Raw genomic sequence first — 21,745 nt, forward strand, 5'->3', positions numbered from 1 at the left:
CATGAGCTCGAACGATTCAAACAATGAAGCCGTATTGCTATACACGGCGTCGATCAGTGTGCGCTGGCGTGATCTCGATGCGTTCAATCACGTCAACAATTCAAGCTATCTCACCTTTCTGGAAGAAGCGCGTCTGCAATGGCTGCAGCACTTGCCGGGAACGTGGATGACCGGCAATGCAGCGCCGGTGATGGCGGCCAGCGAGATCAACTATCGCCGCCCCATCGAATGGCCAGCGCAGCTGGTCGTTCAACTGCTCTGCACCCGGCTCGGCAATAGCTCCATGACGATTGGCCATCGCATTGTCGATGCCAGCGATGAGAGCCAGCTTTATTGCGATGGCCACGTGGTCATGGTCTGGATGGACCCGGCCAGCGGCAAGTCCGTGCCGCTTCCCCAAACGGTTCGCGAATCGGCCACCGGAGCAGCTGCTTAAACCGCGTACGGCGTTCACACAGCATCGTTATGATGGCGGCGGACCCCTGCCGATGGAGCGCCCCCATGACGATTCAACATCGAACCGCCCTCGCCGTTGCCTGTGCCGTTTTTTGTTTCGCGTCGCTGGTTAACGCAGCGGACAATGCATCGATAACGCTCTATCGCAGCGACAACCCCGGCCTTTACGCGAGCAACGGTAGCGGCTCCATCGACGAGGGGTACGCGGTCGTGCGCGAGCAGCGCAGCGTATCGTTGCAATCCGGTGTGCACGACATCGTTATTGGGGATTTGCCGAATAATCTCGACGCCGAAGCCATGGCGCTGGGTTTTCCCGGCGGCGAAGCCAAGGTCGTCTCGCAGCGCTTGCTGTTGGGCCAGGGCGCCAATGCTGCGCTCACCGGCCTGACCGGCAGCACGATCAGTGTGCTTGGCGACAATGGCCAACCGCTCGCGAGCGGCACGCTGCTTCGCGCGGGTGATGACGGGCTGGTAGTGAACAACACCAGCGGTGGAACCACACTCGTACGCAACTATGCCGCGGTAAACACCGGCAGCAACAGCTTCCCTACCGGCTCAAGCCTGCGCTTACGCGTCGATGCATCGCGTAGCGGCGATGCAAATGCCGTGCTGAGCTATCCCACGTCGGGCATCGGTTGGCGCGCCGCATATGTGGCGACGCTTCAATCGGGTAGCGCTTGCAGCGCGCAATTTGAGTCGCGCGCAAGCATCGCCAACCGCAGCGGCCGGGACTGGCACGATGCGAAGGTGACACTGATCGCCGGTGAACCGAATTTCGCCAAGCCTTCAGGACCGCGTCCGATGATGATGGCGAAAGCCGTTCCCGAGGGAACGATCCTGGGAGGCGCCATGCCAGAACAATCCACGCTGGCCGACTATCGCAGCTACGCCCTGCCCGCTCCCGTCGATCTCCCTGATGGCAGCATCAGCCAGGTGCCGCTCTACGCCACGCGAACCATGACGTGCGAGCGCACGGCGCTTTACGAGAACGGTGGCAACTGGATGCCGCCGCAGCCGATGTTGAACGATCAATTCAACACCGACAACAACACCAGCATCACCAGCACATTTCGCCTGACAGCATTTGATAGCTTGCCGGCCGGCTATCTGCGCGTATTGACGGCGGATCGCAACGGCGTACCGCAATTCATCGGCGAAGGACGTATCACCGACACGCCGAAAGGTGCAGATGCCACCATCACGCTCGGCACCGCTTTCGACCTTCGCGGTAACCGCGAGCGCACCAGCTTCCACGTCGACAAAGCCGGGCGCACACTGGACGAGGCATTTCGCATCACGCTGACCAACACTGGCGACACGGCACGCACGGTGCTGGTGCGCGAACATCCCAATCGCTGGCGCCAGTGGACGGTGACGTCCTCCACGACCAAGCCAAGCAACCAGACAACCGATACGCTGGAGTTCCGTATCAACGTACCGGCGAACGGAAAAGCAACGCTCGATTACGCCGTACGCTACACATGGACGGCCGACGATCAGCCTCAATCCTGACCTTCTCTTTGGAGCCAACCATGCTCAATCTCGTCAAGCACGATGCCATCACCGAAATCCAGATGGCTCGGCCGCCCGTCAACGCGCTCAACATCGATCTGCTGCGCGCGATTCAAAACGGAGTGAATGAAGCGGTTCAAGGCGGTGCGCGCGGTATCGTGCTATCGGGTACGCAAGGCATGTTTTCCGCGGGCGTGGATGTCCCCACCCTGCTCACACTCGACCGTGCCGGCGTGCGCGGATTCTGGCGCGAATTCTTCGTCACCTGCGCGGCATTGGCGCATTCGCCGGTGCCCGTTGTTGCGGCGATTACCGGTCATAGTCCCGCAGGCGGCGCCGTGCTTTCGCTGTTCTGCGATTACCGTGTGATGGCCGAAGGTCCGTATCGCATCGGCCTTAACGAAGTGCAGGTCGGGCTGATTGCACCGGACTGTATTCAAATGGCGTTGCGCCGCATCGTCGGGGCCTATCGCGCGGAGCGCTTGTTGGTATCGGGAGCGTTGATCGATGCGCAGCAAGCCTTGGCGTGCGGCTTTGTGGATGAACTCACCGCCATCGATCAGGTCACCACGCGTGCGCTGCATTGGCTCAACGGCATGCTGGCACTCCCTGCGCACGCGATGCTTGGGACTCGCCAAATTGCACGTGCCGATTTGATGGCGGCGTACGCCGACGTCGATGCGCTGCCGATCGATACCTTCGTCGACGCGTTCTATCACCCGGAAACGCAAACCACCCTGCAGCAACTGGTGGCGCGCCTGAAGAAGAAGGACTGACGCAGTCTTCGACGATTACGAGTTGCCGGTGCTACCGGCACTCGTTTCGATGGGCCGCGAAGAATCGCTCACCCATCCGCTCCAGGACGGCGCGTAAAGACGCGAACCGGAAAGTCCGGCGTGCTCCATGGCGAGAAGGTTATGGCAGGCCGTCACGCCCGAGCCGCACATGTGGACGACCTGATCCGGTGCGTGATCGCCAAGCACGGCGAGAAATTCCCGCTTGAGTGCCGCAGCAGGCTTGAAGCGTCCATCGGCATCAAGGTTCTCGGTGAACGGCCGATTCGCCGCACCCGGCACATGACCCGCTGCACGATCGAGCGGTTCTACCTCGCCGCGATAACGCGGTGTGGCGCGCGCATCCAGCAGCAACTCCTGCTTCAAATGACCCGCAGCAGCGTGATCGATAAGGTACTGATTCGCGTCGTAGTGCAACGACACGTGCGTCGACTGGCGTTGCGGCGCCGCTTGTTCGACGGGTTTCCCCGCTGACTTCCATGCAGCGAAACCGCCATCGAGCACGGCGACATCCTTTACGCCCGTCACGCGCAGCAACCACCACAATCGCGCAGCCGCCAGCGCACCATTCCCAGCGTCGTAGCAAACCACCTGTAGGCCCGGACGCCAGCCCCATTTTCCAAGCGATGCGGAGAATGCTTCTTCTGAAGGCAACGGATGGCGCCCGAGGCCAAGCGGTATGCGGCCAAGATCCGCCAGATCGTGATCGAGGCTCGCGAAGACAGCGCCCGGAATGTGCTCGGCGTGATAATCGCGCTCACCCTTTTGCGCATCGAACTGGTCGTAGCGGCAATCGACGACCAATACATCGTCAGGTTTCAGTGCAGCGAGTTCAGCGACGGAAATCAGCGTACTTTTCATGCGTGCTCCATCCTCTGCAACAGGTTTTCCAGCATCGCGGCGGTGGCACCCCAGATGCGGTGGCCGCTATGGTCGAACTCCACCATCTCACGGCGATGTCCTCGAAACTCCATGGTGTAGCGCTTGAGGTTGTCTCGTTCAAGGAAGAACGCGAGTGGCACTTCGAATACTTCGGCCACTTCATCCGGTGCGGGACGAAAACGTGCTTCGGGTGCAATGCGCGCAACGACCGGCGTAATGCTGAAGCCGCTGATCGTCTCGAAGCAATCCAGATAACCCATCGGCGTGACCAATGTTCGGTCGAGCCCGATTTCTTCCTCGCTTTCGCGCAGCGCAGTGGTTATCGCGTTTTCGTCGCCGGGATCCGTACGGCCGCCGGGAAACGACACCTGCCCGGCGTGCGAACTCAGATGATCGGTACGCACGGTGAACACCATGCGCGGTTCGTCGCCGTCGCGCAAACCGATCAGCACGGCAGCCGGAAGACGCTCGGTATTGCCCAGCAGATCCGACATCTGCGCATGGTTCCAGCCAGGCGCTGACGGCGGTTGCGACAGCGGGCGCAACGCGCGTTGCACCACGTCCATCATCATGCGATCTCGCGTGCGGGAAGCACTACGTCCATATAGTGGGAGCGCTCGGTCTCGCTCATGCTCCGCCAACGGGCGATTTCATCGCCTGTGCGATAGCAACCCAGACAGTAGCCCTGCGGATCGAGCTGGCAGATGCCGATGCACGGGCTAAGAATGGCTTGAGCGGGAAGCGGGGAAATGTTCGACATGCGCCCGATATGCTAACGCAGGCGCCCTTCCGGTACACGGAAATTTGGCTTACGGGCCGGCAGATTGAGGATTCGGCGGCTTGATGTCGAGTAGTTCGATGTCGAACACCAGCGCCTGGTTGGGGCCGATGCGTGGCAACGCGCCGTGCTCGCCGTAAGCCAGCTGTGGCGGAATCACCACCTTCCAGCGATCGCCCACGTGCATGCGCGGAATGACGTACTGCCAGCCTCGGATGACGCGGTCCACGGTGAAACTTACGGGTGAGCCGTGCGCCCAGGTGCTATCGAACTCGGTGCCGTCGATCAGCATGCCGCGATAGTTCACCGTCACCAGGCTATCGACACCGGGATTGACTGAACCGTCACCTTTCTTGATCACCGAATACTGAATGCCGGACGGCAACTGCACCACGCCAGGCTGCGTGCCGTTGTGCGTCAGGAAATCCGTACTCTTGCGCGCGTTGTCGGCAGCAATGCGATTGAATTCCGAGACGGCCTCGTCGCGGATGTGCTCACCCAAGCCCGACAATTGATCGAACATGTCTTGCTTGGTGACGGTCGGCGGACGCTTTTCGTAACCATCTTCCATGGCCTTTCGCACCACGTTGATATCCACGCCTGCCGGGAAATCGCCACCGGAGAGCTGGGTACCGAGGTGATAGCCGATCGCGTAGGAAAGCTTGTACTTGTCGATCTTGACCGGCGGCGGAGGCGGTTGCTTCGGCGGCGGGCTGGGGGCAAGCGGTCCCTGTGCCTGAACCGCATACGCGGCAAGCAGCAAGAAAACCGGGACCAGCCATCGCGTGTATGCCATTACTTTCTCCATGGCGGCAAGCATACGGCCAAAGCCGCCATCCTAAGCGGTTCGGCCATTTCTTGCAGCTGTGCCATCGATTCAGCACCGTCAATCAAGGTCTGTCTAAGAAAGCGCGGATCGGCAAAGGTTCCCGCTGCTAAAATCAGTGCTTTATCTTCGATACGGAGTCGACCGTGGCCTACCGCAACCTTGAAATCGGCAATCGCGATGCCGTTCGCACGATTACCGTCAATCGGCCGGACAAGCTCAATGCGCTCAACCGCGACACCTTGAACGAGCTGACCCTGGCGTTCGCGCAAGCCGCGCAGGACGACGCCGTGCGCGCTGTGGTGCTGGCCGGATCCGGTGAAAAGGCCTTTGTCGCCGGCGCGGACATCAGTGAGATGCATGGCTATACGCCTATGCAAGCGCAAAGCTTCTCGCGCACCGGTCAGCGCTTGATGAGCAGCATTGAACGACTTGGCAAACCCGTCATCGCGCGCATTCAGGGTTTTGCGCTCGGCGGCGGCATGGAGTTGGCGATGGCCTGCCATCTGCGCATCGCCAGCGAGAAGGCCAGGTTCGGTCAGCCGGAAATCAATCTTGGCTTGATTCCCGGCTTTGGCGGTACGCAACGCCTGCTGCGTCTGGCTGGCCGCAGCGCGGCCTTGGAGCTTTGTCTGACGGGCGCCACGATCACGGCACAGCGCGCCTATGAGCTGGGCGTGGTGAATCGCGTGGTCGCACCCGAGGCGCTGGACGAAACCGTCAACGCGCTAGCCGACCAACTGGCTGCTGCTGCGCCTTTGGCTGCTGCAGGCATTCTCGATGCCGTACTGCAGGGTGGTGAAACGTCGATCGATCAGGGACTCGAATTCGAAACGCAGGGGTTTGCACTGGCGTTCTCGACGGAAGATATGCGCGAAGGCACCAGCGCATTTCTGGAGAAGCGCAAGGCCATGTTCAAAGGAAAGTAATCGCACATGCGCTGCATCGTCATTCGGCTTTATGCCCGAATGACGATGCAGCGAAACAGCCTGTCAGTGACCGCCGCGATATTTTTTTTCGCCCGCGGTAATGCGCAAATCCAATCGGTTTTCCGGCGGCGCCAGCGGGCACGTGGCGAATGACGTGAACGCGCACGGCGGGTTGTAAGCCTTGTTGAAATCCAGCACGACCTTGCCGTTCACCGGCAATGCGGCATAGAGAAAGCGCGCCGCGCCATACGTTTCGTGACCCGACGTGCGGTCGGCCAGCACAAAGAACAACTCACCGCCCGGCTCTTCCTGATACGGAAGCAACTCGTATGTGTGCCCGTCATGCGTAAACACGGCCTTGCCGGGCACCTTGACGGTATCGATCGTGCCAATCACCGAACCGATCTGAAGATCGTGCGGCGGATCGAACGGCACCCAGTCGGCGACGATGTGCCATGACGGATCGATCGGAAAATAATCGATGCCGAGAAAGTGCTGCCGCGTCGCCGAGGTGCTGTCCTTCACGCGCAATGCCTTGCGGCCTTCGCGGTCGATGACATAAAAGTTTGCGGTACCGAATGCGACAAGCGTCGGCGATGCACCGCCCGTGACGTGCGCATCGTCGATCAGCGTTGCGTCGCTGACGGATTTGCCGTCAACCGTTGCGTCGCTTCCCGGTGCAAGCTTGATATGAATTTGCCCTGCCTTATCCAGCGTCACCACGCCCAGGTGCGCGGGGCCGGCCTGCAGCACAATGTCGTTATCCGCAGCGCTGCCGACGCGATTGGCACCTTCCTGCAACCACTCAAGACCGATCAGGCTGAGCCAGCCATCGGGAGCCGTCAGCCGAGCCGTGCGATCGGCTCGCCATTTGTCGATGCTCTGCGTGTAGTTATCCGGCGCAACGGCGTGGGTGGGGGTATCGGCATGCACGAGGGCTACTCCAGTACTCAAAATCAGTCCGGCCAGGACATTACGCCACATGGGGTTTGCTCCGCCCGTTGCAAGAAGGCTTCAGTATGGCCATCCGTTTGCGGGTGTTACAAGCCGTTCTTAACGACCGCGAAGAAATAGCTTATCCAGTTCGCTCATGTTGATCTGTACCCAAGTGGGGCGGCCGTGGTTGCACTGGCCGGATCGCTCGGTCGCTTCCATCTCGCGCAGCAGTGCGTTCATTTCCGTCACCGTGAGACGACGGCCGGCACGCACGGAGCCATGACAGGCCATGGTGGATAGCAATTCGTTTTCGACTTCCTGCAATTGCCGCGAACTTCCATGTTGCGCAAGCTCGCCAAGAACACTGCGTGTCAGTTCCGCCACATCGGCGCCTTCGAGCAATGCGGGGATGCGTCGCACGACAACCGCAGAGGGGCCGCTGCGCGACAACTCCAGCCCCCAATCCGCGAGTGCTTCGCCATGCTCTTCGGCCGCCGCGGCCTCCTTTGCGCTTACGGCAACCGACAACGGCACCAGCAGCATTTGCGAACGGAGATTGCTGCACGCGCGGCCGGACTTGAGCTTTTCATACGTGATGCGTTCGTGTGCGGCATGCATGTCGACGAGGACGAGTCCATGCGCATTCTCGGCAAGAATGTAGATCGTCTTCAATTGCGCAATGGCATAGCCGAGCGGCGGAACATCGTCGTCATTGGCCGAAGGTATCGGTTGCACGGCACTGACCTGCAACGCTTCGGGCTCTCCCAGCAACGCGGCGTACCCGGCCAATGGCTCGTCGCGTACACCCAGCTGCAAGCGGCTCTGCGTGTGATTGCTCTGCCAGCTGTTGCTGCTATACGACGGGATGGTTGGCGTTGAAGCCATCGGCGTCGGCGTCCACGTCGTACTTTCAGGTTGCGAAACCACCTGCCCTGCACGCGTTTCGGCGAGTGCTTCGTGCAAAGTGCGGAACAGAAAATCGTGAACCAGACGTTGTTCGCGAAAACGCACTTCGCTTTTCGCCGGATGTACGTTCACATCGACGCCCACCGGATCAAGATCGAGGTAAAGCACAAAAACAGGGTGCCGTCCGTGGAACAGCACATCCGCGTACGCCTGCCGGACCGCATGAGCGACAACGCGATCGCGCACCAATCGTCCATTCACATAGAAATACTGCGAATCCGCCTGTGGACGCGAGGCCGTAGGTAAACCCACCCAACCCGAAAGACGCATGCCCGCCGTAGCGTGATCAATGCGCAGGCTTTGCTGAGGGAAGTCATCGCCCAATACTTCGGCAACGCGCATCAGCATGGACTGATCGTCGCGCGCGGCTTTCCAGACACGCACGGACTTGCCGTTGTGACTCAACCGGAATTCGACCTTGCTGCGCGCCAGCGCAAGCGACTTGAGCAGATCGTCGATATGCGCGAATTCCGTGCGTTCGGCGCGAAGAAATTTGCGTCGCGCCGGCACGTTGTAAAACAGATCGCGCACTTCGACACTGGTACCTTGCGGATGTTGCGCAGGACGTGCCGCCTGCATGCGCCCGCTATCGACCTCGATGCGAAACGCATTGTCCTGTCCGCGCAAGCGCGACGTCATGGCAAAACGTGCCACCGACGACATGGATGCCAGCGCTTCACCGCGAAAACCCATGCTCGCAACGTGTTCAAGATCGTCGAAACTGCCGATCTTGCTGGTCGCATGCGATGCCACCGCCAGCGGCAAATCATCGGCGGCGATACCATCGCCGTCGTCGCGAACGCGAATCAGCCGGGCGCCGCCCAGCTCGATGTCGACCTCGACGCGCGTGGCACCTGCATCGAGACTGTTTTCGACCAGTTCCTTGACGACCGAAGACGGCCGTTCGATGACTTCGCCAGCGGCGATCTGGTTGATGAGGTCGGAGGGAAGCGGTTTGATGCGGGGCATTGAGCAAGCTTAACAGCGCCCGGCTTAGGGATGCTCTGATGCATTCTGCGCAGGCGTCACCGGCTCTATCCGTTCGCAGACCGCAGGACCATCGGCGAAGGCAGACTGGCTGTCTGTCAAGACGATGATCCGAAGGTATGCGGACGGATAGAGCCGGCCCCAACGCGTTGAATTTGAGTGATGGGGTGATATCCAGAAGGCTCGCAGGCTGCGCCGCACGGCTTGGCAAGACAGCCAGTCTTCCCGGCGCCGCGCAACACACCCTGCGAGCCTTCTGGATATCATGCCGCCTGCGCAGAATGCATCAGAGCATCCCTAGATCAACTATCCGGAATTTCCAGCATGGTGCCGGGACGAACGCTATTGCTGCTGATGCCGTTGATGCTCTTCAGGGAATCCACGCTCACGCCGTATTGCTTGGCGATGCTGCGCAGGCTTTCACCCGATTCGACGCGGTGCATGTCACGAACGTCGGCATCGGCTGGGGCCGAGGTGTCACTGTCAGCTACTTTCTCTGCCGGCTTGCCGGTCGATGCCACTTCAGTTCCGCCATCGACCGAAATGCCCTTGCGGCGCGCCGCTTCCACCGCAAACCACGTGCCGGGCGGCGGATTGTTCAGAAAATAACTCTTCAGACCATCCATGACGGCGGTAGCCAGTTCCTGCTGATGACCCGGATCACGCAACTTGTGCTCTTCAGACGGATTGCTGATGAATGCCGTCTCGACCAGGATCGACGGGACATCCGGCGAACGCAGCACTACGAAGTTCGCATGCTCCACGTAGCCGCGATGGGTCGGGCCCAAGGCCGACAACGCGTTCAACACATTCTGCGCAACCGTGTCGCTCGCCTGCACCGCCCAGCCCTGCTGCATATCGAGCAGAACGGAGGCCAGACTGTCGTTCTCGGAGGCCAGTGAAACGCCACCGATAAGGTCGGAACTGTTTTCGCGATCGGCCAGCATCTGTGCCGCGACCGAGCTCTTGCCGCGCGAGGACAACACCCAAACCGATGAGCCGCGGGCGTCGCTGCTGGTGTAGGAGTCGGCGTGGATGGCGATGAACAGATCGGCCTGATTCTGGCGCGCAATTTCGTAGCGCTGCTTCAACGGAATGAAGTAGTCGCCATCGCGTGTGAGGATGGCTTTCATCCCCGGCTGGCGATTGATCTGTGCCGCCAGGTCGCGCGCCACGGCGAGCGTCACGTCTTTTTCGAGCGTGCCGTCGGGGCCGTGCGCGCCTTGATCCTTGCCGCCATGGCCGGCATCCACCGCCACGATGACCTGACGCTGGCTATTCATCAGCAGCGCGGCCTGTCGCAGATTGATGCCCTTGCGGGATGACTTGCTGACGGGAGCCGCCACGACGGGAGGCGGGGCAGCGCTGTCGTCGGTATCGGCTGTCGAAACTGAACTTGCGGGCGCCGGCTGGCTCACTTCAGCGACCGGATTAGCCGGAGCCGGCTTGTGCGACGGCGCCGCACCAGCTGCGCCCGGATAAAGATCCAGCACCAGGCGATAACCCGCCGAACCCGACGGGCCGAGGACAAAGCTCTTGGTCTGGCTGCCCGGCGTCACCGAGGCCATCAGGCGAATGCCGCTGCCCTGACGCGCGCTGCTCAGGCTTTTCAGCAGCCCCTGCGCGGCTGCATCAAAGCTCGCCACGACGCGGCTGTCGCTCAAATCGAGCAAAACGCGATCGCCGTCGCGGCTGAGTTTGTAGGACGTGGGGCCGGAAAGATCGAAGACGACGCGGGTGTATTCGGGACCTGCCCAGACGCGGGCATTTTTCACGTCGCCGGCGTGCAGCACGCTGCTGGCCACCGCGAAGAGAAGCGCGGTACCAGTCAAACAGGTAATGCGGGTGATCAGTCCCCTCATACCGCGGAATTGAATATCAGTGCTCTCTCGATTGCAAGAGTTTTTTCTTTGATTTTCCATAACCTGCGGGCTATTTGTCAGGCCAGCTCAAGCTATCGGCCATAAGCCACGCATTTTGAAGGCACACCCGCCGGGGCCTTCTCGTTCAGTTTTCTTATGCCGGACGAACACTTACGACTGCTTGCGTCTCACCTCAGACGAGCCAGCAGTTGCTGGCCCCGGACCGTGTTGGGCCGCAAAGCGGCGCTGCGGCCGGCGCCGCTGTAGGCCAGTTCGAGCACCAGATCGGACGCTGGCAATGCCCCCTTCCCACGTTCCGGCCATTCCACGAGCACCACGGCATCTTGATCGGACAAGGCATCCAACCCGAGCCATTCCAGTTCACCCGGATCGGCGATGCGGTAAAGGTCTAGGTGCCACGCAGGACGTCCCTTCGCCTGATAGCCCTCGACCAAACTGTAGGTTGGACTCTTGATGCGCTCGCCCACGCCGAGTGCTCTTAACAATGCGCGCGCGAAACTTGTCTTGCCCGCACCGAGTTCACCGTGCAAATAAATGACGATGCCGCCATCGAGTGCATCGGCAACACGCACGCCGAATGCGTGCGTGGCATCTTCATCGGCAAGTTCCCAACGCTGCTCAACCATGCGCAAGTCCGTTCACGAGTGTACGCAAGGGTTCCAATAAATCGCTCGCAAGCAAACCGCGCTCACCACCGCGCGCAGCCAAATCGCCTGCGCGTGCGTGCAAGCCCACGCCCATTCGCGCCGCCTGCCATGCGTTGCAACCTTGCGCCATCAATGCAGCTATCACGCCTGTCATCAGATCGCCCATACCACCCGAACCCATGCCAGGATTCCCCCAGATACAGACGTCCAGACGTCCATCCGAATCGGCTATCAGACTACCCGAACCTTTCAATACGACGACCGCGCTGTAGCGTTGCGCCAACGCACGTGCAGCGGTGAAGCGATCTTTTTGAATGTCTGCGGTCGTCGTCGAAAGCAGCCGTGCGGCCTCACCGGGATGCGGCGTCAATACGGTAGGCGCGCTGAACTTTCGCGGTTCGCGTGCAAGCAAATTGAGTCCATCCGCATCGAGTACCAACGGTTTGTTGCTATCGAGCGCCGTGAGCCATAAGGCGTGCCCCCAGGCTGTTTGGCCCAAGCCGGGCCCCACCGCCAAAACCGTGGCGCGATCGAGCAAAGACTGCAGCTCTTGCGGACCGTGCACTGCGTGCGGCATCAATTCCGGTCGCGCGGCATTCAGTGCAAAAAGATTCTCGGCGCGCGTGGCGACGCTAACCAACCCTGCACCGCTGCGCAGCGCCGCTTCACTACACAAACGAATCGCGCCAGCCGTGCCTTGATCGCCGCCGATAGCGAGTACATGTCCGCTATCGCCCTTGTGGGCATCGCGTGCACGGGGTGGCAAATGTGCCGCTTCCAACAATGCAGCGTCGGTTGGCATGCCTTGCCAGAGAATCTCGGGCAAACCGAGCGCATCGACAACCAGGGCACCAACCTTCGTCGCCGCTTGTCCCGTATACATGCCGCGTTTGGCCGCGATGAAACTCACGGTCAGTTGCGCAACGATGGCCGACCCCGGGCAATGCCCCGTATCCGCGTTCAATCCGGAGGGCACATCAAGTGCCATCACCGGCACGCCTGAGGCATTGATACGATCGATCAGCGACGATGCCGATGCGTCGGGCGCACGATTCAATCCTGTGCCGTAGAGCGCGTCGACGTAGACATCGGCATGTGGCAACGATCCATCCTGATGCCAGCGATGTGTGATGCCCGCGCTGCGTATCCATGTCTCGCGCGCGGATTTCGCATCGCCCTGCCGAACGTCGCTCAATTCGACCACTTCGACGCCGAGTCCCGCACCATGCGCGAGGGCGGCGACCAGATAACCGTCGCCACCGTTATTCCCAGGCCCGCAAAACACCACCAGACGCCGCGCTTGCGGCCATTGCCGGCAAAGGCAGGCAAATGCCGCCGTGGCGGCCCGGCTCATCAGCTCGAAACCGCTGATACCCAAGTCATCGATCGCACGCCGGTCGAGCGCACGAACCTGCTCGACGGTATAGAGATCGTGGTCGTGTGTCATGGCATGCATCAGCCGATTATAGGCAGCGATTACACTAGACGCATGTCAACGCAAGCACAGCCGGACTACGCCGCACTCGCCAGCGATATCAAACGCTGGGCGCGCGAGCTCGGCTTCGCCGAAGCGGGCATCAGCGGTGTCGAACTGGCCCAGGACGAGCAGCACCTGAAGAATTGGCTCGATGACGGCTATCACGGCGAGATGGAGTACATGGAGCGCCATGGCACTCGTCGCAGCCGCCCCGATGAGCTGGAACCAGGAACGCAACGCGTGATTTCGGTGCGCATGGATTACATGCCACCGGGTACCGAACATGCGTGGGATGTGATCAACGATGCCGAAGCAGGCTACGTAGCACGTTACGCGTTGGGCCGCGATTATCACAAGCTGATGCGCAATCGATTGCAAAAGCTGGCCGAACGCATTCGCGGTTCGATTGGCGATTTCGGTTATCGCGCCTACGTCGATTCAGCACCGGTGTTGGAGAAAGCGCTGGCGCGCAATGCGGGACTGGGCTGGATCGGCAAGCATACGGTATTGATCAACAAGCAGGGCGGTTCGTATTTCTTCCTCGGCGAGCTGTACACCAACCTGCCGTTACCCATTGATGAACCGGCAAGCGCGCATTGCGGTACTTGTCGAAAGTGCATCGATATCTGTCCGACGCAGGCGATCATCGGTCCGTATCGACTTGATGCACGTCGCTGCATTTCTTATCTGACGATCGAGTTGAAAGGCTCGATTCCGGAAGAACTGCGCGCACCGATGGGCAACCGCATTTTCGGTTGCGACGATTGCCAGCTCATCTGCCCGTGGAACAAATTCGCTCAGGACACGGCGGAACCGGATTTCGCGCCTCGTCATCGGCTGGACGGCGCGAAACTGGTCGAGCTATTCGCGTGGAGCGAAGCGGAGTTCCTGCAACGCACCGAAGGCATGGCGATCCGTCGCACGGGTTACGAAGGTTGGTTGCGCAACATCGCCGTGGCGCTGGGCAATGCGCCACCGTCGGATGCTGTTCGAAACGCGCTCACGGCACACCGCGATCATCCATCGGAGATCGTGCGCGAACACGTTGCGTGGGCGTTGAAGCAGCAGGCGGCCGATACAGCCGCCTGACGAGAAAGGCTTCTTAGGCCGCAGCCATCTGCTTGGGAATCGAGCGATTCGTGTGGCTGATGCGATTGCCTTCGCCCACATAGACGAGCGTCGGCTGGAACTTCTCCAGCTCGGCTTCGTTCAAGTGCACGAAGGCTGCGACGATGACCAGATCACCCGGCTGCGCGCGATGGGCGGCGCTGCCGTTCACCGAGATGATGCCGGAGCCTTCTTCAGCGCGCAGCGCATAGGTCACAAAGCGCTTGCCGTTGTTGATGTTCCAGGCATGAATTTGTTCGTACTCGCGAATGCCCGACGCATCGAGCAGCAAGCCGTCGATGGCGATGGAGCCCTCATAGTGCAGCTCCGCGTGGGTCACGGTTGCACGATGGATCTTCGCCTTCAGCATGTTGAGTTGCATGACTTCAATTCCTGCAGGAACTGCCTGCATGACGGATATTATCGAGCCGCCGCCGTTGCGCCGCAACATCGGCTTACGGGCGCTAGATGGGGATGGCCTAATCGAACAACAAGTTGTCGATCAGGCGGGTGGTCCCGAGCTTGGCGGCGATGAGGGCAACCAGCCCTTCCCGCTCGGTCTCGGCAGGCTCGGCAAGGTCTTCCGCACGCCGGATGGCAGCGTAATCGGGGACAAAGCCGGCACGTTCCAGCTTGGACGCGGCCGCCTGCTCCACCACCTTCGGATGGTGGCCCTTGGCGACCAGATCGCGCATTTGTTGCAGGGTCTCGTAAATGGTCACGGATAGGGCGCGCTCTTCCGGTGACAAGTACTGATTTCTGGAGCTGAGCGCCAAACCGTCGTCCGCGCGCTGGGTCGGCGCGCCCATCACTTTCACAGGCAACCCAAGGTCCCGCACCATGCGCTCGATCACCTTGAGCTGCTGGAAATCTTTCTGTCCGAATATCGCGATATCCGGTTGAACCAGGTTGAACAGTTTACACACGACCGTGGCGACGCCGTCGAAATGACCCGGCCGATACTCGCCCTCCAAGGTGTCGGTGATCTGCGGCAAGTGAATGCTGACGCTGTGCTCCGGGCCAAATGGATACATGGTGGCGACATCCGGCGCGAACAGCAGATCGCAACCCGATTCGGCCAGACCCGCCTGATCCTGCGTCATGGTGCGCGGATAACGCTCGAAATCTTCGTTCGGCCCGAACTGCGTAGGGTTGACGAACACGCTTGCCACGACACGATCAGCGCGCGCGCGCGCCAGTTTCACCAGCGAATGATGACCAGCGTGCAGGTTGCCCATGGTCGGCACGAAGCCGACCGTGTGCCCCTGCGATCGCCAGCCACGGATGGTGGCTCGCAATCCCGCTGCGTCTTGCAAGGTTTGCATGAATACTCGCTCTTTGAACGGATTTAATTGAAGCTGTGTTCGGCGGCCGGAAAGGCACCGCTACGAACATCGGCGGCATACGCTGCGATCGCCTCGCTGACCGATTGGCGGCCGGCGAGAAAATCCTTGCTGAACTTTGGACGCTTGCCGGGCGTGATGCCCAGCATGTCATAGATCACCAGCACCTGTCCGTCACACTGCGGGCCAGCGCCGATGCCAATGACGGGGATTTTAAGCGCCTTGGTTATACGCTCGCCCAACGCGGCAGGAACGCCTTCCAGGACGAGCAAGTCTGCACCGGCGTCCTGCACGGCCAGCGCTTCGTTGTAGACGCGCTCGGCCGCGTCATGCTCGCGGCCCTGAATCTTGAATCCACCAAACTTGTGCACCGATTGCGGCGTAAGCCCGAGATGCGCGCAGACCGGAATGACGCGCTCGGTCAGCGCATGAATGGCTTCGAGGATATGCGGTGAAGCACCTTCGATCTTGAGCATCGCGGCGCCCGCTTCGCCAACCAGACGCGCGCCGGCTTCCAATGCGTATGCAGCATCGCGATCGGCGAGAAACGGAACATCGGTGACCAACAACGTCGTCGACAAACCACGCGCCACTGCGGCGGTGTGATAAACCATCTGATCGAGCGTGACCGGCAACGTGCTGCGATGCCCCTGAACCACCATGCCCAGCGAATCGCCAACCAGCGCGATATCCACACCGGCCTGCTCCACCTGCGTGGCGAAGCTCGCGTCGTATGCGGTAAGCATGACGATCTTGCGCCCTTCCGCCTTCATCGCATGCAGACTCGGTACGGTCACCGGCTTGCGAGCGGGAGCGCTTGCGTTTTCGACGTACACGGCCATTCCTTCAATGCTGCGGTGAACAATTATCCGGCTTGGGACGGCAAAGGCTCAAGCCATTGCCTCACAGCCTTGCGTATCAACGGCTCGCAGCAGGTTACTCACGCGGCCTTGCCCGGGAATTTCAAGATCGGGCGCCACATCGTTGAGCGGCAGCAACACGAATGCCCGCTCGGAAATATGCGGATGCGGCAAGGTGAGTCGTTCATCGTTCACCGTTTGGCCCATCACGTGGAGCAGATCCAGATCGAGCGTGCGCGGCCCCCAACGTTCGCCAAGACGCGTGCGTCCTGCTTCGCGTTCGATCTCAAGCAACGCATCGAGTAAGTCATGCGGCGGCATCGGCGTTTCAAATGCCACCACCGCGTTCAGAAAATCAGGCTGCTCGACGTTGCCCCACGGCGGCGTGCGATAAAGACGCGAGCGAGCCAGCACGTGAGAGTTCGGAAGGCGCGACAACTTCTCGATCGCGTCGAGAAGTTGCTGCCTGGAATCGCCGAGATTACTGCCAAGCGCGATGTAAGCGCGCATCAAGTGGTTCCTGATTTACCCGCGGGTTTACGGCGACGCTTGCGTTTGCGCGGCGCGGTGCTGCGCACCAGTTCGACCTCGCCCGCGGCGTTCGTGCTCTGCAACGGCAGCGCCGCTGCAAGGGTTTCATGCGGCAATTGCTGCGCATGTGCCCACCATTGCCCGAGCTCGCCCATGGCGGGCGATTCGGCCGAACGTAGTAACAGAAAATCGAATGCCGCGCGGAAACGCGGATGCGTCAGCAGGCGAAACACCTTCTTGCGCTGAATCTGTTCGAAGCGCGGTTGCAGCGACCAGATCTCTTCCATCGTGATCGTAAAGCGGCGTGGAATCGCCACGCGCTGGCATTGTTCGGCTACGACATGCGTCGCTGCACGCGACCATGCTTCGTTGGCGTCTTTGCCCTGCGTGGTCCAGGTGTGCGCCAGATCGCGTACCTCGCCCCACAGCAGTACCGCGAACAGAAATGCCGGCGTGACCGATTTGCCGTCACTGATGCGTGCGTCGGTGCTTTCCAGGCCCTGCTCGACCAACTCGCGCAACGCCTTGTCGCCACGCTTGAGCGCGCGCGCCGTGGCCGGGAACATGAATTTGAGCAGCCCGCATTGCTCCAGCATGCGGAAACTCTTCAAGCCATGCCCGGTGAGAAACATCTTGAGCGATTCGTCGAAAAGCCGCGCTGGCGCCACTGAGCTGAGCAACGGCCCCAGCTCCGCAAACGGTGCCGACGCCGACGAATCGATACGGAAATCGAGCTTTGCGGCAAGGCGTGCCGCGCGCAGCATGCGCACGGGATCTTCGCGATAACGCGTGGCTGGGTCGCCAATCAGGCGCAGCACGCGATCTTGCAGATCCTGCATGCCGCCGACGTAATCGCGCACGGCGAAATCGTTGATGCCGTAGTACATCGCATTGACGCGGAAGTCGCGGCGCAGCGCATCTTCCTCGATCGTGCCCCAGACGTTGTCGCGCACGATGCGCCCATCGACGATGTGCCGATCACCCTCGCCTTCTTCCTCGCTGGTGCCGCGGAAGGTGGCCACCTCGATGATCTCCGATCCGTACACCACGTGCGCGAGGCGGAAGCGGCGACCGATCAGTCGGCAGTTGCGGAAGAGTTTCTTCACATCGTCCGGCGTCGCATTGGTGGCGACGTCGAAGTCCTTCGGGTGACCGCCGAGCAGCAGATCGCGCACGGCGCCACCTACCAGATAGGCGTCGTAACCGGCCTCATTCAGACGATAGAGCACACGCAACGCAGCTTTGCTGATGTTCTTGCGAGAGATCGTGTGCTGCTCGCGCGGAATGATGCGCAGCGCGTGCTTGGCGTCGTTCCTGGCTTTGGAATTCAAGCGATCAAAGTCCTTGGGAGCATTCATCTTCCAATGGCATGGCCCAAACAAGCCTGCCGGCTTGGCCCGATTATCGCGGCCAAATGCATTGTCCTGTGAGCGTATCCAACAGTGCTCGTCACCGCCCTAGCGCGTTGCCGGGCGGGACAATTCAGCTATACTACCGCGCCTTGCAGCAATACGCTCCCATCGTCTAGCGGTCTAGGACACCGCCCTCTCAAGGCGGGAACACGAGTTCGAACCTCGTTGGGAGCGCCACCCTTCCATTATGATCGGACTTCCGATCCAAAGCAGGCACACGGCAGCATGACTTTTGTCGTCACTGATAACTGCATCAAATGCAAATACACCGATTGCGTTGAAGTCTGCCCTGTCGACGCATTCCATGAAGGTCCCAACTTCCTGGCCATCAATCCCGACGAGTGCATCGATTGCACGTTGTGCGAACCCGAGTGCCCGATCAACGCGATTTATCCGGAAGACGACGTGCCCGCCGGGCAAGAGTCCTTCACCGCGCTGAACAAGGAACTGGCCAAATCCTGGCCGGTGATCACGCAGCGCAAAGACGCCTTGGCCGACGCGAAAGAATGGGAAGGCAAGCCCGACAAGCTCAAGCTACTCGAGCGCTGAGCCGTTTCACGAACAAAAAAGCCGCCCATTGGGCGGCTTTTTTTATCTCTTGCGAGGACTGAGCGCTCGCTCAGCCCTTGCCGCCCAGGCGAGACTTCAAGCTGTCGACCACCTTGGCCACAGCAGCGGCTTCGCCCTGTGCGCGAACCTGGCTCGAACCCTGACCGCTATTGGTCACGCTAACCACAATCTGGCGCGGAGCGACCGTCGGACCGCTGGAGCTGCTGCCCTTGCCGAACATGCGGCCGAAGAAGCCTGCTTTTTCCACCGGCTGGTCGGAAGCCATCACGCTGATCGTGTAGCTAAGCGCTGTGTCGTCGTGGCTTTGCAGCGTTCCAAGATCGCCGTTGGCCAAAGCCTCGCCTACGCGGCGGTAGGTGTCCTGCGGATTGTCGGCCATGATGAAGCCGTCCGTAATCGTCCCCGGATTGTTGCCCACGCGCGCCGTCGCACCGTTCGCCGAGGGCTGATTGCTGCCTTCCGGCGGAATCACCAGCGCCGCGCTGGCCGAAGGTGTATCCATGCCCGGCGGGATCTGCAGCGGGGATTCCTGCTTAGCGTTCTGCCACGCGCGCTCACTACGGAACATGCCGCAGCCCGAAAGTAGCAGGCCAGAGAGAGCCAGGGCCGGCAGGGCAACGGCGAGAGAAAATTTCTTCATGTAGAGGGATTCCGTGATGTTCCGTAGTGAATTATTGAAGTCGGGACAGCCAATCGTTCAGGCGGCATCCGCCAAGGATGCCAGAGTCGCCAGGGCCTTGCGCAACTGTTCACGTGCCGGACCCTGTTCCAGCTCGACCAACGGCAACCGCGGCACGGCGGTTCCCAGCCCCAGATCGGGCAGGCCGGCCTTCACCGCGATCGGGTTCGGCGCGCAATTGAGCGCCTGCACCAGCGGATCGAGGGCGGCATTGCAGCGCGCTGCCGCCGCGCGGTCGCCCGCGGTGGCCGCATCGCACAGTGCACGGAAAGCCCTGGGCACCAGGTTGGCCACGACCGAAATGGTACCCGCTGCACCCTGCAGCATGGCATCACCCGCCGTCTGGTCGTCACCGGACAGATAGACGAAATCCGAACGAACAAGTTCCGCAGTTTGCTTGATGCGCTCGGCATCGCCGCGCGCTTCCTTGATGCCGACGATCGCCGGATGATCGCGCAGCACCGCCGTGATATCGGGCGAAATGTCGCAGGCGGTGCGGGTCGGCACGTTGTACAGCAGCGTCGGCAGACCACCGTGTTCGGCCACTTCGAGGAAATGACGGCGCAGACCTTCCTGCGTGGGGCGCACGTAATACGGGGCCACCACGAGTGCCACATCGGCACCCAGAGAACGGGCGCGTTTCGTGAGAGCCACAGTTTTTGCCGTGCCCGCCTCGCCGGTTCCAGCGATCACAGGGATGCGACGAGCAACGCGCTCGACCGCAAAGGCCAGCAATCGATCGTATTCATCATGTTCGAGCATGTGAGCTTCGCCGGTGGAACCAGCGACGACCACTGCCTGGGTGCCCCCTGCGATCTGGAAATCGAGCAGGCGGCCGAATGCCGCAAGATCGAGCCCCCCATCCGGACCGAACGGGGTAACCAGCGCGCAGATGCTTCCGCGAATATCCATGGTGCGATCCGCACAAAACTGAGCCCTGCATATTACTTGCGGGCTCGCGGGACGGGCAAGTAAGCTCGGCTATCGTCTGTCGTCGTCCCGCACGACACGGGATCGCCATTTTCCATGTCCACCACTCCTTTTTCCGCGCGATCCAGCAACGACCATCACCTAGTGATCCAGACGCTGACTCCCGCGGCACGCACGCCGTTGCTCGCGCTGGCCCGTCGTATCGCCGATGCCGGTTGCAACCTGTCGGATGCGCGCGTCTCCACCGTCGGTATCGATACATCGCTCACCCTGCTCGCGACGGGCGCCTGGGACGCGGTGGCGAAACTGGAAACGGCGCTGACCAAGCTGGCGCGTGAAGAAGAACTGCGCCTGACCTACTACCGCACGGTGCCACGCGAACCCAGCGGCCACCTGCTGCCCTACCTCGTGGAAGTGGTGTCGTCCGATCGGCCCGGCATCCTGGTGAAGATCGTCGATTTCTTCAGCCGCCACGAAATCAGCGTCGAGCAATTGAGCTCGATGCGCTATCAGGCCATGCAGACAGGCGCCGCGATGTTCCAGGCGCAGTTCACGATCGGGGTGCCGGATAAAATCCACATTGCCGCTTTGCGCGACGATTTTCTCGAGTTCTGCGATGGCCTGAATCTGGACGCCATCATGGATCCGGTGAAGTTCTAGGATGCTCCGCTAGGATCAATCTGACAAGGCTGTTTTCCACTGCCCGACACGCGCTAGTCTCCATCCCAGGCAAGCGCAAAACTCAGTCAGGCTTCCGGAGAACTCATGCCCGACCTAGGAAAGAAAGTTCCTAAGCTGCAAGGCGTCACTGGCGACGGCAGCACGCTGAAACTGGATTCACTGAAGGGACAATGGGTAGTCGTCTACTTCTACCCGAAGGACAGCACCCCCGGTTGCACCAACGAAGCGAAAGACTTCCGCGACCTCTATCCGAAATTCCGCAAACGCCATGCCGAAATCGTCGGCGTTTCGCGCGACTCCGTAAAATCCCACGCCAATTTCGCCAGCAAGCAGGGGCTGCCGTTTCCGCTTGTTTCCGATGCTGAAGAAACCTGGTGCAACGCCTTCGACGTGATTCACGAGAAGGTGCTGTACGGGAAACGTCACATGGGCGTGGTACGCAGTACCTTTCTGATCGACCCCGACGGCAAGCTCGCCGCGGAGTGGCGGGGCGTGAAAGTGCCCGGTCATGCCCAGGCGGTGCTCGACGCGATACCCAGCCGGTGATTTCCACGTCTCA

Annotated in this window: 22 protein-coding genes, 1 tRNA gene and 2 pseudogenes; 9 read left to right on the plus strand and 16 right to left on the minus strand. The window is 60.9% G+C overall.

The features are described 5' to 3' along the window. Nucleotide 1 precedes the first annotated feature (1 nt). The 3 genes from EKH79_RS06235 to EKH79_RS06245 all read left to right on the plus strand — a co-directional run bounded on the left by EKH79_RS06235 (nt 2) and on the right by EKH79_RS06245 (nt 2,744). The gene (locus EKH79_RS06235; protein ID WP_126672900.1) at nt 2-436 is read left to right on the plus strand and encodes an acyl-CoA thioesterase; all 435 of its coding nucleotides are present in this window, start codon (nt 2-4) and stop codon (nt 434-436) included. Between the two features lie 65 nt (nt 437-501). Further along, the gene (locus EKH79_RS06240) at nt 502-1,968 is read left to right on the plus strand and encodes a DUF4139 domain-containing protein (protein WP_126672901.1); all 1,467 of its coding nucleotides are present in this window, start codon (nt 502-504) and stop codon (nt 1,966-1,968) included. Nucleotides 1,969-1,988: 20 nt separating this feature from the next. Then, entirely contained in the window at nt 1,989-2,744 is a 756-nt protein-coding gene (locus EKH79_RS06245; RefSeq protein ID WP_126672902.1) for an enoyl-CoA hydratase/isomerase family protein, read from the plus strand. 15 nt (nt 2,745-2,759) lie between these two features. On the opposite strand, the gene EKH79_RS06250 is transcribed toward EKH79_RS06245, so the two are convergent. The 4 genes and pseudogenes from EKH79_RS06250 to EKH79_RS19190 all read right to left on the minus strand — a co-directional run. Continuing rightward, nucleotides 2,760-3,623 carry a sulfurtransferase gene (locus tag EKH79_RS06250; RefSeq protein WP_126672903.1) on the minus strand — a complete coding sequence of 288 codons (864 nt, stop codon included), beginning with the start codon at nt 3,621-3,623 and terminating at the stop codon, nt 2,760-2,762. Further along, nucleotides 3,620-4,404: pseudogene (locus EKH79_RS06255) on the minus strand (NUDIX hydrolase). Before EKH79_RS06255 ends, EKH79_RS06250 begins: the two are co-directional and overlap by 4 nt. 49 nt (nt 4,405-4,453) lie before the next feature. After that, nucleotides 4,454-5,218, minus strand: a complete 765-nt coding sequence (gene bamJ / locus EKH79_RS06265; RefSeq protein ID WP_233590203.1) for a BamJ family beta-barrel-assembly machinery protein — start codon at nt 5,216-5,218, stop codon at nt 4,454-4,456. Continuing rightward, nucleotides 5,218-5,532 (minus strand): annotated as a pseudogene (locus tag EKH79_RS19190) (hypothetical protein); the annotation flags it as partial. The gene bamJ and the pseudogene EKH79_RS19190, both read right to left, overlap by 1 nt. On the opposite strand from EKH79_RS19190, the gene EKH79_RS06270 reads away from it, so the two are divergent. After that, the gene (locus EKH79_RS06270; protein WP_425478479.1) at nt 5,416-6,177 is read left to right on the plus strand and encodes an enoyl-CoA hydratase/isomerase family protein; all 762 of its coding nucleotides are present in this window, start codon (nt 5,416-5,418) and stop codon (nt 6,175-6,177) included. The pseudogene EKH79_RS19190 and the gene EKH79_RS06270 overlap by 117 nt on opposite strands. Before the next feature lie 63 nt (nt 6,178-6,240). On the opposite strand, the gene EKH79_RS06275 is transcribed toward EKH79_RS06270, so the two are convergent. The 5 genes from EKH79_RS06275 to EKH79_RS06295 form a co-directional block, all read right to left on the minus strand. Further along, nucleotides 6,241-7,161, minus strand: coding sequence for a DUF1684 domain-containing protein (locus tag EKH79_RS06275; protein WP_126672906.1), 921 nt, complete (start codon nt 7,159-7,161; stop codon nt 6,241-6,243). A 69-nt stretch (nt 7,162-7,230) separates the two neighbouring features. Continuing rightward, nucleotides 7,231-9,048, minus strand: a complete 1,818-nt coding sequence (gene mutL, locus EKH79_RS06280) for a DNA mismatch repair endonuclease MutL (RefSeq protein ID WP_126672907.1) — start codon at nt 9,046-9,048, stop codon at nt 7,231-7,233. A 320-nt stretch (nt 9,049-9,368) separates the two neighbouring features. Beyond that, nucleotides 9,369-10,898 (minus strand): N-acetylmuramoyl-L-alanine amidase, encoded by a 1,530-nt coding sequence (locus EKH79_RS06285; RefSeq protein WP_425478473.1) that lies wholly within the window; start codon nt 10,896-10,898, stop codon nt 9,369-9,371. A gap of 218 nt (nt 10,899-11,116) precedes the next feature. Then, a complete protein-coding gene (tsaE, locus tag EKH79_RS06290; RefSeq protein WP_126672909.1) occupies nt 11,117-11,575 on the minus strand; it encodes a tRNA (adenosine(37)-N6)-threonylcarbamoyltransferase complex ATPase subunit type 1 TsaE in 459 nt (152 codons plus the stop codon). Further along, nucleotides 11,568-13,052, minus strand: a complete 1,485-nt coding sequence (locus tag EKH79_RS06295) for an NAD(P)H-hydrate dehydratase (RefSeq protein ID WP_126672910.1) — start codon at nt 13,050-13,052, stop codon at nt 11,568-11,570. The genes tsaE and EKH79_RS06295 overlap by 8 nt, the downstream gene beginning before the upstream one ends. A gap of 33 nt (nt 13,053-13,085) precedes the next feature. On the opposite strand from EKH79_RS06295, the gene queG reads away from it, so the two are divergent. Then, a complete protein-coding gene (queG, locus tag EKH79_RS06300) occupies nt 13,086-14,162 on the plus strand; it encodes a tRNA epoxyqueuosine(34) reductase QueG (RefSeq protein ID WP_126672911.1) in 1,077 nt (358 codons plus the stop codon). Nucleotides 14,163-14,175: 13 nt separating this feature from the next. On the opposite strand, the gene panD is transcribed toward queG, so the two are convergent. The 5 genes from panD to pcnB form a co-directional block, all read right to left on the minus strand. Further along, nucleotides 14,176-14,562 carry an aspartate 1-decarboxylase gene (panD, locus tag EKH79_RS06305; RefSeq protein ID WP_126672912.1) on the minus strand — a complete coding sequence of 129 codons (387 nt, stop codon included), beginning with the start codon at nt 14,560-14,562 and terminating at the stop codon, nt 14,176-14,178. Nucleotides 14,563-14,659: 97 nt separating this feature from the next. Continuing rightward, nucleotides 14,660-15,505, minus strand: coding sequence for a pantoate--beta-alanine ligase (panC, locus tag EKH79_RS06310; RefSeq protein WP_126672913.1), 846 nt, complete (start codon nt 15,503-15,505; stop codon nt 14,660-14,662). 23 nt (nt 15,506-15,528) lie between these two features. Further along, nucleotides 15,529-16,359: a 3-methyl-2-oxobutanoate hydroxymethyltransferase gene (gene panB / locus EKH79_RS06315; RefSeq protein WP_126672914.1), complete on the minus strand. Its 831-nt coding sequence runs from the start codon at nt 16,357-16,359 to the stop codon at nt 15,529-15,531. 54 nt (nt 16,360-16,413) lie between these two features. Beyond that, nucleotides 16,414-16,896, minus strand: a complete 483-nt coding sequence (gene folK, locus EKH79_RS06320; RefSeq protein ID WP_126672915.1) for a 2-amino-4-hydroxy-6-hydroxymethyldihydropteridine diphosphokinase — start codon at nt 16,894-16,896, stop codon at nt 16,414-16,416. After that, nucleotides 16,893-18,245: a polynucleotide adenylyltransferase PcnB gene (pcnB, locus tag EKH79_RS06325; RefSeq protein WP_126672916.1), complete on the minus strand. Its 1,353-nt coding sequence runs from the start codon at nt 18,243-18,245 to the stop codon at nt 16,893-16,895. The genes folK and pcnB overlap by 4 nt, the downstream gene beginning before the upstream one ends. Nucleotides 18,246-18,427: 182 nt before the next feature. Here pcnB and EKH79_RS06330 point away from each other — a divergent pair. After that, a tRNA-Glu gene (locus EKH79_RS06330) sits at nt 18,428-18,503 on the plus strand. Nucleotides 18,504-18,551: 48 nt separating this feature from the next. Continuing rightward, the gene (gene fdxA, locus EKH79_RS06335; protein ID WP_126672917.1) at nt 18,552-18,875 is read left to right on the plus strand and encodes a ferredoxin FdxA; all 324 of its coding nucleotides are present in this window, start codon (nt 18,552-18,554) and stop codon (nt 18,873-18,875) included. A gap of 70 nt (nt 18,876-18,945) precedes the next feature. On the opposite strand, the gene EKH79_RS06340 is transcribed toward fdxA, so the two are convergent. Together EKH79_RS06340 and dapA are read right to left on the minus strand one after the other, a co-directional pair. After that, on the minus strand, nt 18,946-19,536 hold the full coding sequence (locus tag EKH79_RS06340; protein ID WP_126672918.1) for a hypothetical protein: 591 nt from the start codon (nt 19,534-19,536) through the stop codon (nt 18,946-18,948). Between the two features lie 57 nt (nt 19,537-19,593). Further along, entirely contained in the window at nt 19,594-20,487 is an 894-nt protein-coding gene (gene dapA, locus EKH79_RS06345) for a 4-hydroxy-tetrahydrodipicolinate synthase (protein WP_126672919.1), read from the minus strand. Nucleotides 20,488-20,601: 114 nt separating this feature from the next. On the opposite strand from dapA, the gene EKH79_RS06350 reads away from it, so the two are divergent. Together EKH79_RS06350 and EKH79_RS06355 are read left to right on the plus strand one after the other, a co-directional pair. Next, nucleotides 20,602-21,165, plus strand: coding sequence for a glycine cleavage system transcriptional repressor (locus EKH79_RS06350; protein ID WP_126672920.1), 564 nt, complete (start codon nt 20,602-20,604; stop codon nt 21,163-21,165). A 105-nt stretch (nt 21,166-21,270) separates the two neighbouring features. Further along, nucleotides 21,271-21,732: a peroxiredoxin gene (locus tag EKH79_RS06355; protein WP_126672921.1), complete on the plus strand. Its 462-nt coding sequence runs from the start codon at nt 21,271-21,273 to the stop codon at nt 21,730-21,732. Nucleotides 21,733-21,745 lie beyond the last annotated feature (13 nt).

It is taken from the genome of Dyella dinghuensis (assembly GCF_003977615.1).
In the GTDB taxonomy this organism is placed as follows: domain Bacteria; phylum Pseudomonadota; class Gammaproteobacteria; order Xanthomonadales; family Rhodanobacteraceae; genus Dyella_B; species Dyella_B dinghuensis.